The sequence below is a fragment of the Salipiger marinus genome (genome assembly GCF_900100085.1).
GTDB lineage: Bacteria > Pseudomonadota > Alphaproteobacteria > Rhodobacterales > Rhodobacteraceae > Salipiger > Salipiger marinus.
On sequence record NZ_FNEJ01000020.1, the window covers coordinates 48808 to 64816 of the forward strand.

The window sequence follows — 16009 nt, forward strand, 5'->3', positions numbered from 1 at the left end:
TTTCTCTTTCTTCTGGGAGAGGTTACAGCAGCACCGACGGCAGCCAGAGCGACACCGCCGGAATGAAGGTCACCAGCATCAGCGCCCCCAGCATGCACAGGAGCGGCAGCCAGACGCGGCGCGACACCTGTTCGATCCGCCGTCCCGCCACGGTCGCCGCGACGTAGAGGCAGATGCCATAGGGCGGCGTGATCAGCCCGATGGACAGGTTCAGCGCGGTGATGATGCCGAACTGCACCGGATTGATGCCGAAGGCCTGCGCCATGGGCAGCAGGATCGGCAGCAGGATCAGCACGGCAGAGATGCTTTCCATGAACATGCCCACCACCAGCAGCAGCAGGTTCACGATCAGCAGGAACACCACCGGACTGTCGGTGATCCCGGTCAGCCAGTCGCGCAGCAGCGCCGGAAAGCCCTGCGTGGCGATGATCCATGTAAAGACCGAAGCCGTGGCCACGATGATCAGCACCGTCGCCGACAGGCTGATGGCACGCAGCAGGATGCGCGGCAGATCGCGCGGCTTCAGCTCGCGGTAGATCACCATGGTGACAAAAAGCGTGGTGAAAAGCGCGACACAGGCGGCCTCGGTCGCGGTGAAGACGCCGCCGACGATGCCGCCAAGGATGACGGCGGGCACCAGCAGGCCGGGCAGCGCATCGATGAAGCCGTCGCGCAGCCGCCGCAGGGTGAAGGGATCGCGGTCACGATAGGCCTCGCCGCCGCGCCGGGCATAAAGCCAGCAGCCCAGCATCAGCCCCGCCATGACCAGCAGGCCGGGGATGATGCCGCCCAGAAACATCGCGCCGATGGACTGGTTGGCGGTGATGGCGATGACGATCATCACGATGGAGGGCGGGATGATCGAGGCGAGCGAGCCCGACGCGGCGATCACCGCTGCGGCAAGGTCGATGTCATAGCGGCGCCTGCGCATCTCTGGCGTCATCACCGCGCTGATCGCGGCGGTGTCGGCGGAGCCCGAGCCGGAGATGGCGGCAAGCCCGGTGCCGGTGACGATGGCCACCAGATACAGGCTGCCGGTGATCCAGCCCACCAGCGCGCTGGCCAGATTGACGAACCGCCGCGCGATGCCGCCTGCCTCCATCAGCAGGCCGGAGGCGACGAAGAAGGGAATGGCCATCAGGGTGAAGGAACTGATGCCGCCATAGACCCGCTGCGCCACGATGGACACGGGCGTGGTGGTGGTCATCTCGATCGCCAGAAGCGCCGCGATGCCAAGCGCCAGCACGATGGGAATGCCCGAGACCAGAAGCAGAAGAAAGCCGCCCGCCGCCCAGATCATGCCACAGCCTCCTCGGCCTGCGGCTGCGAGGCCTCGGGCTGCAGGATGCGCGGCAGGCTGGTCACGGCAAATTCCAGCAGGAAATAGCCAAAGCCCACCGGCAGCGCCATGTAAGGCACGGCCATGGGGATCTGCAGCGCCGGGGATTTGACGATGAAGCCGATGGCCAGCATCGACAGCGATCCCACCACCACAACGCCCAGAAACCAGACGCCCAGCAGGAAGGATACGGTGTTGCACAGCCGCTGCACCGGCAGCGGGGCCTGCCGGATCAGCAGATCGACCCCGACATGCTGGTTGAGCCGCATGGCGATGCCCGCGCCCAGAAGCGTCAGCCAGACCTGCGCGAAGGTGGCGGTCTCTTCGCTCCATGCGATGGAGTAGTTGAAGACATAGCGCCCGATGATCTGCGCCATGATCGCGCAGCCCATATAGGTCAGCAGCAGCAGCGCCACGCCATCCACCAGCCGCCTGACGATCCAGAGCAGCCGTGCCAACGCTCTGACCATGATATGATGTTCCGCGCGCTCTGACCCTGTTACGGCAGAGTCGCTGGACGTCCGGGACTTCATGGACGCACCTCCTTGTTGTGGGCCGAAGGGTGGGATCAGATCGATCTTTCCCGCAGTCCGGCCTGTTTTGATCAGGTTATCGGCAAAGGCGCATCGCGTAAGGCGAGGGTCTATAAATTTGCGGACGGGAAGTATTTAATGCGCAGGTTTCGCGAATAATCTCGAGATTTCCGCGCTAGGCTGGTCCTGAGCCCGATTTCGGGCGCCCTAAAAACAGGCATATCATGGACGCTAGGTCAACTTCTGATCACTTCACAAACCCTCCGCCGGTGGCCCTCGGGCTGGCGCTGTGCCTGCTGGGCCGGGCCGAGGCGGTTCTTCTGGCGCGCGGCGCCGGATTCGATTTTGTCGTGATCGACATGGAGCATGGCCCGCTCGGGCTTGATGCCTTGGGACAGGCGGCGGCGGTGGGACAGGCCGCCGGTCTGCCGGTCTGGGGGCGCGTCACCGGGCCTGCCTCGCCCGATCTGGCGCGGGTGCTGGACTGCGGCGCCACCGGGGTCATCGTGCCGCATGTCGACAGCGCGTCCGACGCCGCGCGGATCGCGCAGGCCTGCCGGTTTGCGCCCAAGGGCCAGCGCGCCCTGCCCGGCCCCCTGCCCGCGCTCGACTTCCGCGTGGTGCCCGCCGCCGACCTGTGCGCCAGCGCCGAACGCGACGTGCAGGTGATCGCCATGATCGAAAGCGCCGCCGCGCTGGCGGAGGTGGAAGCGATCGCCGCCACGCCGGGCATCGACCTGCTGATGATCGGCAGCAACGATCTGGCCGACGGGCTGGGCCTGCGCGGACAGCTTGACCATCCGCAGGTTCTGGCCGCCTTCACCCGCATCGCGCGGGCGGCGCGGGATCACGGCTGCGGCTTCGGGGTGATGGGCCTGCCCGCCGCGCTGCTGCCCAGCCATGCGCTGGCGCTGGGTGCGCGGGTGGTCGTGGCCACCAATGACACCAATCTGATCGTCGAAGGCGGTGCAGCGCTGCTGGACCGGCTGCGCGCGTTCAGCCCTGCGGACGCTGGCTTGCGGCCCTGACCTCGGCGATGCGGGTCACCACCCTGTCGCGGAAGGCCTTGATGAATCTCTGGGTCTGCCGCGACGGGGTCTTGGTGCGCGGCAGCGCCGCGGACAGGTCGAAGCGCAGATCGGGGCCATAGGGGCGCACCACCAGACCGGGGCGCATGGCGGTAAAGGCCGACAGCTCGTCGACCAGCGCCACGCCCCAGCCCTCGCGCACGATGCGCGCGGCGGCATTCATGAACCGCGTTTCGATGCTGGGGCGGTAATCCAGCCCGTTGGCGCGGAAACTGTCGGCGAACATCAGCCCGATGCGGTTGGCGACCTGCGGCCCGACCATGGGACGTTCGGCCAGATCCTTTGGCGTCACCACTTCCAGCCGCGCCAGCGGATCGGCTTCGTCGCACAGGCAGACGGCGCGCAGATCATGCACCAGTTCGTAATGCAGCGCCTGCCGTTCATAGGCGGCGATGACAAAGGCCACATCCGCCACGCCGTTTTCCACCACCTGCAGCACGCTGTCGAGCGGGCGGGTTTCCAGCGAGATCTGGATGCGCGGATAATCCCGCGCGTAATCGGCGATGACCCGGGGCAGCACCGCCTCCGAGATCTCGGCAGTGGAGGCGACGCGGATCCGCCCGATCCGTCCGGCCCGCAGATCCGCCGCCCGCTGGTTCACCGCGTCGCGCAGCAGGAACAGCGGCTCGGATTCCTCCAGCAGGATCAGCGCCTCTTCGGTGGGGGCCAGCCGGTTGCTGACCCGTTCGAACAGCGGAAAGCCCAAGACCGTCTCGATGTGGCGGATGGTGTTGGAGATGGAGGGCTGCGACATGCCCAGCCGTTCCGCAGCCCCCACGGTGGTGCGATACTGCACCACGGCCCGCAGGATTTCGAGCTGCCTCAGGTTCAGCATGTCCGCGATGATCGATGCTCCCATCCGGGCGGATTTCAGCTTTGCGTCAGGCGGATGCGGCGGAAATTGCGCACCTTGTCGCTAAACGGCCCGAACCCTTTGATAGCAGCGAATTCCGGCGTTTCATAGGCTTCGGGCCCGGTGATCGTGTAGATCGCCACATGGCGCGGCCCGCCTTCCAGACATTTCTCGCGCCGCGCATCCAGCCAGCCGGGACAGGCCAGAATGTCGGGCAGATGACGGTTTTCATACCAGTCGTCAAAGGCGGCCTCAAATTCCGGGTCGATGTCGACAAAAACGATATGGGTCTGCATGGCGCTTATCCGATCAGATCCAGACAGGGGCGCAGCGCCGCCATCAGCACATCCAGTTCGTCGCTGTGCAGGCGCGGCGTGGGGGCGCGGCAGGCGGGGCTGTCGATGCGGCCAAGCTCGGCCAGACAGGCCTTGAGCCGGGCCGCCGCCAGATGCCCGGGCGCGCCATAGACCACGCGGGCCAGATCAAAAAGGGCGGTGTGCACCTCCAGCGCCTCGGGGATGCGGCCCGCCGTCACATGGGCGTCGAGCGCCGAGATCAGCTCGGGCACCAGCGCCGACAGGCTGACCGCCGAGCCGTCGCTGCCGATCAGGAAACAGGGGAACAGATGTTCATCCCCCGAGGCCATGACCGCCACGTCGGGGCGCAGCTCGCGCGCGATGCGGCGGGTGGTCTCGTAGGATTTGACCTCCCAGCTGCCTTCCTTGATGCCCGCGACGCTGTCGATCTCCAGCAGGCGGCGCAGGGTGTCGGGGGCATAGGCGGTGCGCCCCGCCCCCACCGATCCCTGAAACAGGTAGACGGGCGCGCCGATGCCTTCGGCAATGCCGCGATGATGCGCCAGAATGGCACGCGGATCGGCCCCCAGCGCCCATGAAAAGGGCGCAAAGACCATGATCGCATCGGCCCCCGCCGCCAGCGCCGCCTGCGCATCCGCCACGGCAAAAGCGGTGTTTTCGGCGCTGACGGCGGCAAGGATGCGGCGCTGGCCCGCGACGCCGCGCGCCACCCGCACCACCTCGGCCTGCTCGGTGCGGCTGAGGTGAATGCCCTCGCCGGCATGGCCGTTCAGCAGCAGCCCCGCCTGCCCCGGATCGGCCAGCACCAAGGCCAGATGCCGTTCAAGGCTGGCATGGTCGAGCGCGCCGCTTTCGGTCATCGGGGTGATGGTGGCGGCGTAAAGCCCGCCGCGCTTGGCCCGCATCACAGCACCTCTGCCGCGATCAGCGCACGGCGCACGCCCTCGCGGATGTCGTCGGACTGCGGCAGCAGCGGCAGGCGCGGGCTTGGGTTGCGGATCACCCCCATCATCTGCAGCCCGTCCTTCATGCGGCTGTGCATGTCGATCACCGGCGCGGGGCCGTAGATGGCGCGCACCACCGGGTAAAGCCGGTCATTGGCGGCGCGCATGGCGGCCAGATCCATCGCCTCGGACGCGCGCCACAGATCGGCCAGCAGCCCCGGCACAAGGCTCGCCAGCCCCGACAGGATGCCATCACCGCCCAGCGCCACCTGCGCAAAGAACCAGTGGAAGTTCGAGGGCAGCATCGCCGTGTCGGGTGACGCCGCCTTGATGGCGCGGCGGTTCTCGTCATAGGCCAGCAGCGTGGCCGAGCCTTCCTTGACCGCGATCACTTCGGGGATCTGGGCGATTTCGGCCAGAACCGGGGTCGACAGGCCAAAGCCGGAGGCGATGGGAAACTGGAAATGCGACAGCGGCATCTGCAGCTCGCGCGCCAGCAGTTCATACATCCGCACGGCGGCGGGAGTGCTGGCATTGCCGCCGCCCAGCGCCTCGGCGGGGAAGATCACCGCGACATCGGCCCCTGCCGCGCGCGCGGCTTCGGCCTGACGCAGCGCGTCGGGAATGCCGGTGGGCACCACGCCCGCCAGCAGCGGACGGCCCGCGCCGATCTGGTCGCGGGTGCGGCGGATCACCTCGGCGCGCTCGGCATCGCTGAGCGCCGTCGCCTCGCCGGCATGGCCGTTGACGAAGACGCAGCTGGTGGTTTCGGGGCGGGCGCAATGGTCCAGAACGGCGGCATAGCCATCCCAGTCGATGGCGCCGCTGTCGTCGAAGGGCAGCACGGTGGCCACCGTGATGCCGCGCAGATCCTTGCCGGTCAGGGTCATGATGTGCCTCTCTTTCGGGGGAATTTCAGCGTGGCATCGGCGCGCAGCACCTCGATGCCGTCTTCGTTGCGGGCGGAGGCCTGCCAGTCCACCGTGCGGTTTTCCACATCGCGGGCCGAGATCCAGATGTCGAAGGTGACGGTGTCGCCATAGCGCACGGCGCCAGTGAACCAGAAACTGTCACGGATCGACACGCCAAGCGTGCCCACCAGTTCGGCGGTCAGCACCGAGGTGCAGATGCCCGCCACGAGGATCCCCGGCGCCAGCCTTTCGCCAAAGCGGGTGCCTGCGGCATAGTCCTGATCCACATGCACCGGGCCAAAATCGCCGGTGGCGGCGATATACATGGCGCCATCGGCTTCGGTGATGGTCTTGGCGACCGAGACCCGGTCGCCCACGGAGAGCTCGTCAATCTGGCGGATGTCATACATCGGGGGCCACCGGGACCATGCGCGCCTCGCCCTCGATCACCTGCGCATCCTGCACATGGCCCGAAAGCTGAAAGGTGAGCGTGCCGTTGGTGGCGCCGACCGTGGCGGTGGCGGCGAGCGTCTCGCCAAGCGTCAGCGCGCGGGCAAAGCGGAAGGAGATCGCGCCAATCCGCCAGTCCGGCCCCGCCAGCCGCCCGAGTGCTGTGGTGAAAAGCGCCCCCGCCACCAGTTCGAACACCGCCATGTCGGACAGGCCCTGCGCCTGCGCCTGCCTGCGGTCGACGTAAAGCCCGCCAAGATTGCCGGAGATGCCGGTGAAAAACCCCTGCTCGGCCACGCTGAGCGTCTTGCGGAAGGTCAGGGACTGGCCGGGTTCGGGACGGGGCTGGGTCATGTCGCGCTTTCAGCTGGAGGGGCGGCAGCGGGGGCCAGCCCCCGCACCCCCGGAGTTTAGGGGCAAGATGAAGGGCAGGCTCAGAGCGTGAGGCCGCGTTTGATGATCGAGCGGGCGATCAGCATGCGGTGCACTTCGGAGGTGCCGTCATAGATGCGGGTGACACGGGCGTCGCGGTAGATGCGTTCCAGCGGCAGTTCCTTGGTGAAGCCGTAGCCGCCGAAGATCTGGATGCCGCGATCCGCGACCCGGCCCAGCATTTCCGAGGCCTGCACCTTGACCATCGACACCTTGTCGCGCGGGTCGAGCCCCTGATCCACCTCCCATGCGGTGTTGAGCACCATCATGCGGGTCGCGAAGATCTCCATCGCGCTGTCGGCGATCATCTGCTGCACCATCTGGAAGTCGCCGATGGGCTGACCGAACTGCTGGCGCGTGGCGGCATGGTCGCGCATCATGTCGAGCACGCGCGACGCCATGCCCACGGCACGGGCGCCGATATGGCCAAGCCGGATGCCGCCGACATTGGCCATCATCACCCGGAAGCCCTGCCCCACCTCGCCCAGCACCTGCAACTTGGGCACGCGCACCTCGTCGAAGGTCAGTTCGGCATGGCCATAGCCGCGATGGCCCATCATCTTCTGGGTGCGGGTGACGCGGAAGCCGGGCGTGTCACGGTCCACCAGAAACAGGGTGATGCCGCCCCGGGCGCGCTTTTCGGCATCGGTCACCGCCATGACGATGGTGTAATCCGCGATGTCACCATCCGAGATGAAATGTTTGGTGCCATTCAGCACCCAGTGGTCCCCGTCGAGCCGGGCATGAGTCCTGATCGCGGCGGCATCCGATCCGGCCCCGGGTTCGGTGATGGCCATGGCGCAGATCTTGTCGCCGCGGACGGTGGGATAAAGATAGCGCTCGCGCAGATCGCCGGTCAGCGCGTCCAGCATCGGATAGACCTGCCCGAAGATGCGCCGGATCAGCGCGTCGGAGGTCTGGCCCAGCTGTTCCTCGACCAGACACATGTCGAGCACCCCCAGCCCGCCGCCGCCTGCCGCCTCGCTCATGTTGAGCGCATAGAAGCCCAGCGCCTGCGCCTCGGCCTTGAGGGCGGCCAGCGCCTCGGGCGGGATCTGACCGGTTTCTTCGGTGACCGTCTCCAGCGGCTGGACCTTTTCGCGCACGAAGCGGCCCACCGCCTCGGTCACCATTTTCATCTCGTCCGAGATCGTGAAATCCATCTGTCCTGCTCCTTTGGGATCCGGAATGCGGGATCGGGCTCAGCCGCGCATCCGGTCGGACTGCACCACCACGCCGGAGGCCAGCAACTGGTCGATCTGGTCCGCCTTGAACCCGGCCTCGGTCAGGATTTCGCGGCTGTGCTGCCCCAGCGCGGGGGGCGTGCGCCGCACCGGCGGGGTCTGGCCGTCATAGCGCACCGGATGGGCCAGCATCACCATGGGCGTGCCCTGCGCGGTCGGCGCTTCGGTGAAGGCGGCCAGATGCGCCACCTGCGGGTTCTGGCGCAGCCCGTCGTAATCCACCACCTGCTCGTGCCAGATCCCCGCCGCCGCCAGCCGCTCCATCGCCTGCACCGTGTCGAGCCGCGCCATGCCGCCCGCCACGCGGCGCGACACCTCGCCCCGGCGGTCGAAGCCGTCTTTTTCGGTGAACTCCATGAATTCCGGCAGATCCAGCGCCCGGGCCAGATCGGCGGGTTTGGACATGGAGATCATCACATGCCCGTCACGGGTGGCGTAGATGCCATAGGGGGCGGGGCTGAACCAGTTGGCCATGCCATCGCTGCCGCGCGGCCCCGCGCGGTCAGCGCCGTTCATCCATGCGGTGATCGATTCCCCCTGCAGATCCATGGCGGCCTGCAGCATGTTGACCTCGACCCGCCGGGCCACGCCGGTGCGTTCGCGTTCGAAAAGCGCCGCCACGATCCCCGCCACGGTCAGCGCCGCCGCGTGGTGGTCGATGGGCACCGAGCCCACGGCAACCGGGCCGCTGTCCATGCTGCCGGTATGGGCGGCAAGCCCCGACATGGCCTGCAGCAGCACATCCTGCCCGGGCCGTTTTGCATAGGGGCCATCGGCGCCATAACCGGTGGTGGCGGCATAGATGAGGCGGGGATTGACCGCGCGCATCTCCGCCTCGGAGAGGCCAAGCTTGTCGAGCGTGCCGGGGCGGAAATTCTCCATCACCACATCGGCGGTCTTCAGCAGTGTCTTCACCGTGGCGATGCCTTCGGGGGATTTGAGGTCAATGGCGATGGAGCGCTTGTTGCGCCCGGTGGTGATGTGATTGACCGAGGTGTCATCGACAAAGCGGTTGGCCACCGCCCAGTTGCGCTGGAACGCTCCGGTCAGCGGTTCCACCGTGATCACATCGGCGCCGATATCGCCCAGATGCTGCGCGGCGGCAGGCCCCGAAAGAAAATGATTGAAGCTCAGAACCCGGATTCCGTCCAGCGCGCCCATATCTGTCCCCTGATGTTGCAGGCCAAGCCTAGGGGAGATGCGGGGGGCTGGGAATATATCGGGCTATGCTATCTGACAGCCAGAGAATTTGCGAAACAAATAGTTCAGCAGACAGGCAAACGCCCGCCCGGAGCGGTCCGGACGGGCGGTTGTAAAAGCGCTGTGGCCTAGGCCCCGGCGGAGATCAGGCGTTCCAAGGCCGGTCGCCCTGCGCGTCCTTGATGCGGGTGGGCAGGCCCATGCCGTCCAGCAAGGTGAAGAACGGTTTCGGATCCATCTCCTCGACATTCTTCATGGTGCCCGCGTCCCATTCGCCGGTCGCGACCAGCATGGCGGCGGCAACGGGGGGCACGCCTGCGGTGTAGCTGATGCCCTGACTGCCCACTTCTTCATAGGCGTCCTTGTGATCGGCGACGTTGTAGACAAAGATCTCGACCTCTTCGCCATCCTTCACGCCCTTGACCAGATCGCCGATGCAGGTCTTGCCGGTATAGTCGGGGGCCAGCGAGGCGGGATCGGGCAGCACGGCCTTCACCAGCTTGAGCGGCACGACCTTCTGCCCTTCGGCGGTGGTCACCGGCTGTTCCGACAGCAGGCCAAGGTTCTGCAGCACGGTGAAGACGTTGATGTAATGCTCGCCAAAGCCCATCCAGAAGCGCACATCGGCCTGCGGATAGTTGGTGGCCAGCGAATGCACCTCGTCATGGCCGGACTGATAGGCGCGCTGCGTGCCCACCACGGGCAGATCCCAGTCGCGCCCGCTTTCGAACATCCGGGTTTCCTTCCACTGCTGGTCTTCCCAGTAATAGACGGTGCCGGTGAATTCGCGGAAGTTGATCTCGGGGTCGAAATTCGTGGCGAAATACTTGCCGTGGGATCCGGCATTGATGTCCACGATGTCGATGCTTTTCACCTCGTCCATGCGGTCGATGGCAAAGCGGGCAAAGGCATTGACCACGCCCGGATCGAAGCCCGCGCCAAGGATCGCGGTCACGCCGCGTTCCGCGCAGAGATCGCGCTTCTTCCATTCGTAATTGCCATACCACGGCGGGATTTCGCAGATCTTGGCCGGATCTTCGTGGATCGCCGTGTCGATATAGGCGGCGCCCGTCTCCAGACAGGCATCGAGCACGGTCATGTTCACGAAGGCCGAGCCCACATTGATGACGATCTGCGCGCCGGTGTCGCGGATCAGCGCGGCGACGGCGGCGCTGTCCATCGCGTCGACCTGATGCGCCTTGAGCACGCCATCAGTTTTCATCGCGGCCTTGTCGCGGACCGTCTCAAGGATCGCCTCGCATTTGGAAAGCGTCCGGCTGGCGATGTGGATCTCGCCCAGCACATCGTTGTTCTGCGCGCATTTATGCGCCACGACCTGAGCGACGCCGCCTGCGCCGATGATGAGAACGTTGCGTTTCAACTCAAGGGACCTCCTTCGTTATGTCCGGTTGGGGTGAAGCTGCGGCCACGCGTCACGACAGCGCGGCAGCAAAATCCTCATAGGTGAAGCCGCGCACCAGACGTTCGGTTCCGTCCAGTTCCCGGATGGCGATGGCGGGCATCTGCACGCCGTTGAACCAGTTCTTCTTGACCATGGTATAGCCCGCCGCGTCGTCGATGCTGAGCCGGTCGCCCGGTTTCAGCGGCTGCGGAAAGCGGAATTCACCGAAAATGTCGCCCGCGAGGCAGGATTTTCCGCAGATCATCCACTCTTCGGGGCCCTCGTTCGGGAGCATCTTGGCGCTTTCGCGGTAGATCAGCAGATCAAGCATATGCGCCTCGATCGAGCTGTCGACGATGGCAAGGTTCTTGCCGTTATGCAGCGTGTCGAGCACCGTCACCTCCAGCGTGGTCGACCGGGTGATCGCCGCTTCGCCGGGTTCCAGATAGACCTGCACCTCGTTTTCGCCCGCGAAGCGCTTCAGCCGTTCGGCGAGCCGGTCCAGCGGATAGCCCTCGCCGGTGAAATGGATGCCGCCGCCAAGGCTGATCCATTCCATCTGGCGGATCAGGGGGCCAAAGCGCTGTTCGATGCGGTCCAGCATGGCGTCGAACCGCGCAAAATCGGCGTTTTCGCAGTTGTTATGGAACATGAAGCCGCTGATCTGGTCCAGCACGGGCGCGATGGTTTCGGGATCATGTTCCCCCAGCCGCGAAAAGGGCCGCGCCGGATCCGCCAGATCGAAGCTGGAGGTCGAGACGCCGGGATTGACGCGCAGCCCGCGCGTATGCCCGCGCGACACCGCTTCGAACCGCTGCAGCTGTGCTGCGGTGTTGAAGATGACCTTGTCCGAAGAGGCCAGCACCTCGTCAATCTCGTGATCGGCCCAAGCCACGGAATAGGCGTGGGTTTCGCCCGGAAACTTTTCACGCCCCAGCTTCACCTCGAAGAGCGAGCTGGAGGTGGTGCCATCCATATACTCGCTCATCATGTCAAAGACCGACCATGTGGCGAAACATTTCAGCGCCAGCAGCGCCTTGGCGCCGGAGGCCTCGCGCAGCGTCGCGATCTTTTCAAGGTTGGGCAGCAGGCGGGACTTGTCGATCAGGTAATAGGGCGTCTGCATGGCGTGGCGCCTCCGGTCATGGGCGGTCGATTGGAAACAGGCGCTATACGCGCTCCTGCACCGCAAAACAATGGTCTGTCATCATGTCAGCGGGGTGACGAAAAAAAAGACAGGTGCCCGGGGGTTTGGGCACCTGTCCTGGTCAGGAGGTCGGCCGGGCCTGTCCGGCCGCCCCCTATGCGATGGGCCGTGGTTTAGTGGCAGAACAGCGCGGTGCGCAGCGGGCGCGGCAGCAGCGGGGCCACGAAGGCGCCGCACAGCGTTTCCGCACCGCGGCGCAGATCCGAGAACCAGCCGCGCGGGCTTTCGCAGAACCCGGCGCAGGCAAGCCGCAGCGCCTGCATCGGCGGGGCGCCCACGCGCAGGGCGCGGCGGGCAAGATGGCGCAGATGGATCGCCTCGGCGCGGCGGTCACTGAAGACGCCGTAGCGCGCGGCGGTGGCCAGCGCCACGCGCCGCCCTTCCTTGACGCCGGTCACATCCATGGACAGGCCCGTCGGATTGGTGCGGAACTGCACCAGCGCCTCGTCCAGACCGACCATGCGGTGTCCGTCCCCCACCAGCCGGATCAGCCATTCCAGATCCTCGGCATGGGTCATGTCTTCGTTGAAGCCGCCGCTGGCGGCCAGCACTTCGGCCCGGACCGCGACATTGGACATGGTGCAGACCGGATTGTCCTGCACCAGCCGCGCCACGGTCAGATCGCCCCCCGGCACGCTGGTCACGCTGCAGATCTGCGGACCGTTGCAGAATTCCACGCGGGCATAGGCGGCATCGATGCTGCTGTCGCGGAACAGCTCGTCCAGACGGGCCAGCTTTTCCGGGTGCCAGATGTCATCCGCGTCGCAGAAGGCGATGATGTCGCCATTGGCGTAATCGATCGCCATGTTGCGGGCCGCCGCCTGTCCCACGCCCTGATTTTCAAGGAAGATGAACCGCGGATCCCCGCGCGAGGCGCAGACCGCTGCCAGCCGCGTGTCGTCGTAGGACGCATCATCAATGATCAGGACTTCCCAGTCCCCCTCGGTCTGTGCGCGCAGACTGTCGATCGTTTCAGAGATGGTGAAAGCGGCATTGTAGCAGGGCACGACGATGGAAAAGCGGGGCATGTCAACAAACCTTTGCGCACAGCAAGCGAACGACGGGATCAGGCGCGAACCGGGTGAGGCAGGGAGCAGGACGGACCCGCCCCCCCGGTTGCGCCAAATATGTGTAGGACGGCACCCGTGGCATTCCGGACGCGACGCTTGGGCAAGCAAGGCCGGGTCCGAAGGCTGGGGCGCATCGTCATGAGGCGGGCTCCGTAGGGCGCGGGCGCCAGTCAGCCCGCCCCCCTTTCTACCAATGCGCGTATTAAAATGTCGTTTGCGCCACTGGAGAGTCTCCACACCCATGCGCACAGCCCCCTACCCGAAGGGGTAGGATCTCCTGCCCATCATGACTTGGAACAAATCCGCAGAATCGGCTTTCCGCCCCTGTTCGCGCGGGATCAGGCGCGCTGCGCGCCAGCGCGTGCGCACGCCTCGAGTCGCCCCGCCCGGCGCAAAACATCAAGCAGCTGATTCCCAAAGAAAAACCGCCCGGATGCGGATCCGGGCGGCTGTCTGGGACATGTCCCGGCAGGCAGAAGTCAGGCGGCGGCCATCCGCGCCTCTAGCTCGGCGCGGCTGCGGTTCCAGAGCGGCTGCAGCGCGGCCAGATCACCCTGCGCCGGCCGCTCGCCCCGCTTGATCCGCGCCTCGATCCGGATCAGCGCCGCACGCATGGCCTCGGCGCCAAAGGTGCCGCAGGATCCGGCGCATTTATGTGCGGTCGCCGCCAGATCCGCCGCATCCGGCCCGGATTTGGCCAGCGTGATCACGGCATCATCCATCTCGTCAAAGAACCGCGCCAGCAGCCGCGCGCCCGCTTCCTGCGGAACGTTGCGATGGAAATGCGCCAGCACCGTATCGTCGATCAGCGGCTCGCTGGCGGGCGCGGCCTCCACGGCGGGGGTTTCGGCGTTTTCCCCGGCAGCGGCGGCACGCAGCGTCGCAAGCAGCTTCTGCCGCTCCACCGGCTTGTTCAGACAGGCCTCCATCCCCAGCCGGTGAAAGCGCGCGCGCTCTTCGGGCAGGGCATGCGCGGTCAGCGCCACGATCGGCGTGTTGCGAGAGGCGCCATCGCCGCCGCGGATGTGCTGCACCGCCTCGGTGCCGTCCATGATCGGCATGGAGATGTCCATCAGGATCACGTCAAACCTGTGCCGCGCCGCCTGATCGACGCCTTCGCGGCCATTCTCCGCCTCGACCACCGAATGCCCCGCCGAATCCAGCATCTCGCGCACGATGAAGCGGTTGATCTCGTTGTCCTCGACCAGCAGCACGTCGAGCGGCGCGCCAGTATCCTCGGGGGCGGACCATGCCTCGACCAGACGTTCGACCACGGCCTGCGTCGGCGCCAGCGGCACGCGGAACCAGAACAGGCTGCCCTCGCCCGGCTCGCTTTCCGCGCCGATCTCGCCGCCCATCAGCTTGACGAACCGCCGCGCGATGCCCAGCCCCAGCCCGGTCCCGCCGGTTTCCCGCGCATAAGACGAATCCAGCGTCTCGAAATCGTTGAAGACGCGCTCCAGATCTTCCTCGGCGATGCCGATGCCGCTGTCGGAGACGCGGAATTCCACCATGCTCTCGGCGCCGGGCAGACATTCCACCTCCACCTCGATCTCGCCCTGACGGGTGAACTTCGCGGCATTGCCGACAAGGTTCAGCAGCACATGGCGCAGACGGCGCATGTCGCCCTCGACCCCGTCGCGCGGCGCGCCCACCCATTGCCAGCTCAGCGTGTTGCCATAGCTTTCCGCAACCGGGCCCGCCGTGTGCATCACCCCGTCCAGAAGCTGCGTGATCGAGAAGGGTTCGGATTCCGCCTTCATCTTGCCGGCCTCGAACTTGGCCAGATCCAGCACGTCATTGACCAGCCCCAAGAGCAGCTCGCCCGAGGCCTGCATCCGCTCCAGCAGATCGGCCTGACGCGGGCTGAGCGGCTGGTCATGCAGCAGCTGCATGGTGCCCAGCAGACCGTTCAGCGGCGTGCGCATCTCGTGGCTCATGACGGCAAGGAATTCCGACTTCACCCGTTCGCCCGCCAGCGCGCGGTCCCGCGCCTCGCGCAGTTCGGCCTCGTCATTCTTGCGGCGCGAGATGTCGCGGATATAGGCGACATACAGCGGCAGCCCCGCCTCGGAACGATCAATGGCGAATTCCGCCGGGAAAAGCCGCCCGTCGCGCGACCGCACCGTCACCTCGAAATGCCGCTCTTCCAGACGCGGACGGCGCAGCTGTTCGGCGAAGGCGAAGGCGCCGTGGCGCTGCGCCTCGGCCTCGTCATGCGGCAGCAGCAGATGCATGGCGGACCGCCCCCGCGCCTCGGCGCGGGTATAGCCGAACATGCGCTCCGCCGCCGGGTTGAATTCGCGGATCGCCCCGGACTTGTCGAACACCACGATGGCATTGGGCGAGGTTTCGACGATGGTCCGCATCCGGCCCGCCGCACTTTCCACCTGATGCGCCCGGCCCTGCGCCAGCCGGAACAGCCGGAACAGCGTGAAGGCCACCATGGCCAGCGCCACGAACAGCACCGCCAGCACGATGCCCAGATAGGCCAGAAGCTGCATCACCCCTTCGCGCCGGTCGTCGGAAATCCCGGCATAGGCGGTCAGCGCCGCCAGCGAGAACGAGCGCACATCCTCGTTCACCTGTTCCGCGCGCTCGGCCAGAAGGGGCAGCGACGCGCGCAGGTCGGCATCGGGGGAATCTATGAAGGGCACGCTTTCAGAGAGAAAATCCCGCACCCGGGTGCGCGGCCCCCTAAACTGCGGATCGTCGCGCATGGCGCGATACATCTCGCCGCTTTCGATGGTGGCCATGCGGCTGTAGAACACGTCAAAGCGGCGGCGCACGCTTTCCAGCGCGGTGGGATCCTCCTCGGCGTCCCGCAGCGCGATCCGGAACCGCAGGAATTCTACGTCCGCCTGCGCAAGGCTCCACTGGACGTTGTCGGAATTTGCGGTGGACAGATCGTCCACCCCGCGCAGGACCAGAAGCGCCATCCACGCGACAAGGGCCACAGACAGAACGAGAGCGGCTGTCGCCGCTCCCGTCTGGACCCATCCGGTCCGGCGGTTGGAAA

General features: G+C 66.3%; 15 protein-coding genes. 1 reads left to right on the forward strand and 14 read right to left on the reverse strand.

Annotated elements, in window-relative coordinates; translation table 11 throughout:
- Positions 1-22: 22 nt before the first annotated feature.
- Together BLR51_RS19450 and BLR51_RS19455 are read right to left on the reverse strand one after the other, a co-directional pair.
- Complete coding sequence (locus tag BLR51_RS19450) at positions 23-1300, reverse strand: TRAP transporter large permease (RefSeq protein ID WP_089850104.1); 1278 nt, start codon at positions 1298-1300, stop codon at positions 23-25.
- Positions 1297-1809, reverse strand: a complete 513-nt coding sequence (locus tag BLR51_RS19455; RefSeq protein ID WP_242656783.1) for a TRAP transporter small permease — start codon at positions 1807-1809, stop codon at positions 1297-1299. The genes BLR51_RS19450 and BLR51_RS19455 overlap by 4 nt, the downstream gene beginning before the upstream one ends.
- Positions 1810-2141: 332 nt before the next feature.
- Here BLR51_RS19455 and BLR51_RS19460 point away from each other — a divergent pair, with 332 nt between their 5' ends.
- The gene (locus tag BLR51_RS19460) at positions 2142-2900 is read left to right on the forward strand and encodes an HpcH/HpaI aldolase family protein (protein ID WP_242656784.1); all 759 of its coding nucleotides are present in this window, start codon (positions 2142-2144) and stop codon (positions 2898-2900) included.
- Here BLR51_RS19460 and BLR51_RS19465 read toward each other — a convergent pair.
- The 12 genes from BLR51_RS19465 to BLR51_RS19520 form a co-directional block, all read right to left on the reverse strand.
- Positions 2869-3819 (reverse strand): LysR family transcriptional regulator, encoded by a 951-nt coding sequence (locus BLR51_RS19465; RefSeq protein ID WP_242656785.1) that lies wholly within the window; start codon positions 3817-3819, stop codon positions 2869-2871. The two genes, BLR51_RS19460 and BLR51_RS19465, sit on opposite strands and share 32 nt — an antisense overlap.
- A gap of 11 nt (positions 3820-3830) precedes the next feature.
- Positions 3831-4109, reverse strand: coding sequence for an EthD domain-containing protein (locus tag BLR51_RS19470; protein ID WP_089850108.1), 279 nt, complete (start codon positions 4107-4109; stop codon positions 3831-3833).
- 5 nt (positions 4110-4114) lie between these two features.
- The gene (locus BLR51_RS19475; RefSeq protein WP_242656786.1) at positions 4115-5035 is read right to left on the reverse strand and encodes a dihydrodipicolinate synthase family protein; all 921 of its coding nucleotides are present in this window, start codon (positions 5033-5035) and stop codon (positions 4115-4117) included.
- Positions 5035-5964 (reverse strand): dihydrodipicolinate synthase family protein, encoded by a 930-nt coding sequence (locus BLR51_RS19480; RefSeq protein ID WP_089850112.1) that lies wholly within the window; start codon positions 5962-5964, stop codon positions 5035-5037. Before BLR51_RS19480 ends, BLR51_RS19475 begins: the two co-directional genes overlap by 1 nt.
- A complete protein-coding gene (locus tag BLR51_RS19485; protein WP_089850114.1) occupies positions 5961-6395 on the reverse strand; it encodes a MaoC family dehydratase in 435 nt (144 codons plus the stop codon). The genes BLR51_RS19480 and BLR51_RS19485 overlap by 4 nt, the downstream gene beginning before the upstream one ends.
- Entirely contained in the window at positions 6388-6789 is a 402-nt protein-coding gene (locus BLR51_RS19490) for a hotdog family protein (RefSeq protein ID WP_089850116.1), read from the reverse strand. The genes BLR51_RS19485 and BLR51_RS19490 overlap by 8 nt, the downstream gene beginning before the upstream one ends.
- 80 nt (positions 6790-6869) lie before the next feature.
- Complete coding sequence (locus tag BLR51_RS19495; RefSeq protein WP_089850118.1) at positions 6870-8030, reverse strand: acyl-CoA dehydrogenase family protein; 1161 nt, start codon at positions 8028-8030, stop codon at positions 6870-6872.
- Positions 8031-8069: 39 nt separating this feature from the next.
- Positions 8070-9272: a CaiB/BaiF CoA transferase family protein gene (locus tag BLR51_RS19500; protein ID WP_089850120.1), complete on the reverse strand. Its 1203-nt coding sequence runs from the start codon at positions 9270-9272 to the stop codon at positions 8070-8072.
- A gap of 184 nt (positions 9273-9456) precedes the next feature.
- Positions 9457-10692, reverse strand: a complete 1236-nt coding sequence (locus BLR51_RS19505; RefSeq protein ID WP_089850122.1) for a saccharopine dehydrogenase family protein — start codon at positions 10690-10692, stop codon at positions 9457-9459.
- 52 nt (positions 10693-10744) lie between these two features.
- Positions 10745-11839 carry a carboxynorspermidine decarboxylase gene (locus tag BLR51_RS19510; RefSeq protein WP_089850124.1) on the reverse strand — a complete coding sequence of 365 codons (1095 nt, stop codon included), beginning with the start codon at positions 11837-11839 and terminating at the stop codon, positions 10745-10747.
- 194 nt (positions 11840-12033) lie between these two features.
- Positions 12034-12948, reverse strand: coding sequence for a glycosyltransferase family 2 protein (locus tag BLR51_RS19515; RefSeq protein ID WP_089850126.1), 915 nt, complete (start codon positions 12946-12948; stop codon positions 12034-12036).
- A gap of 521 nt (positions 12949-13469) precedes the next feature.
- On the reverse strand, positions 13470-15929 hold the full coding sequence (locus BLR51_RS19520) for a hybrid sensor histidine kinase/response regulator (RefSeq protein ID WP_131821843.1): 2460 nt from the start codon (positions 15927-15929) through the stop codon (positions 13470-13472).
- Positions 15930-16009: the final 80 nt, after the last annotated feature.

Excerpts from the sequence above, each read along its gene's own strand:
- BLR51_RS19480 (WP_089850112.1), bottom strand. The coding sequence starts at position 5,964 with ATGACCCTGACCGGCAAGGATCTGCGCGGCATCACGGTGGCCACCGTG.
- BLR51_RS19475 (WP_242656786.1), bottom strand. The coding sequence starts at position 5,035 with ATGCGGGCCAAGCGCGGCGGGCTTTACGCCGCCACCATCACCCCGATG.
- BLR51_RS19455 (WP_242656783.1), bottom strand. The coding sequence starts at position 1,809 with ATGGTCAGAGCGTTGGCACGGCTGCTCTGGATCGTCAGGCGGCTGGTG.
- BLR51_RS19450 (WP_089850104.1), bottom strand. The coding sequence starts at position 1,300 with ATGATCTGGGCGGCGGGCGGCTTTCTTCTGCTTCTGGTCTCGGGCATT.
- BLR51_RS19500 (WP_089850120.1), bottom strand. The coding sequence starts at position 9,272 with ATGGGCGCGCTGGACGGAATCCGGGTTCTGAGCTTCAATCATTTTCTT.
- BLR51_RS19485 (WP_089850114.1), bottom strand. The coding sequence starts at position 6,395 with ATGTATGACATCCGCCAGATTGACGAGCTCTCCGTGGGCGACCGGGTC.
- BLR51_RS19465 (WP_242656785.1), bottom strand. The coding sequence starts at position 3,819 with ATGGGAGCATCGATCATCGCGGACATGCTGAACCTGAGGCAGCTCGAA.
- BLR51_RS19515 (WP_089850126.1), bottom strand. The coding sequence starts at position 12,948 with ATGCCCCGCTTTTCCATCGTCGTGCCCTGCTACAATGCCGCTTTCACC.
- BLR51_RS19520 (WP_131821843.1), bottom strand. The coding sequence starts at position 15,929 with ATGGCGCTTCTGGTCCTGCGCGGGGTGGACGATCTGTCCACCGCAAAT.
- BLR51_RS19495 (WP_089850118.1), bottom strand. The coding sequence starts at position 8,030 with ATGGATTTCACGATCTCGGACGAGATGAAAATGGTGACCGAGGCGGTG.
- BLR51_RS19490 (WP_089850116.1), bottom strand. The coding sequence starts at position 6,789 with ATGACCCAGCCCCGTCCCGAACCCGGCCAGTCCCTGACCTTCCGCAAG.
- BLR51_RS19470 (WP_089850108.1), bottom strand. The coding sequence starts at position 4,109 with ATGCAGACCCATATCGTTTTTGTCGACATCGACCCGGAATTTGAGGCC.
- BLR51_RS19510 (WP_089850124.1), bottom strand. The coding sequence starts at position 11,839 with ATGCAGACGCCCTATTACCTGATCGACAAGTCCCGCCTGCTGCCCAAC.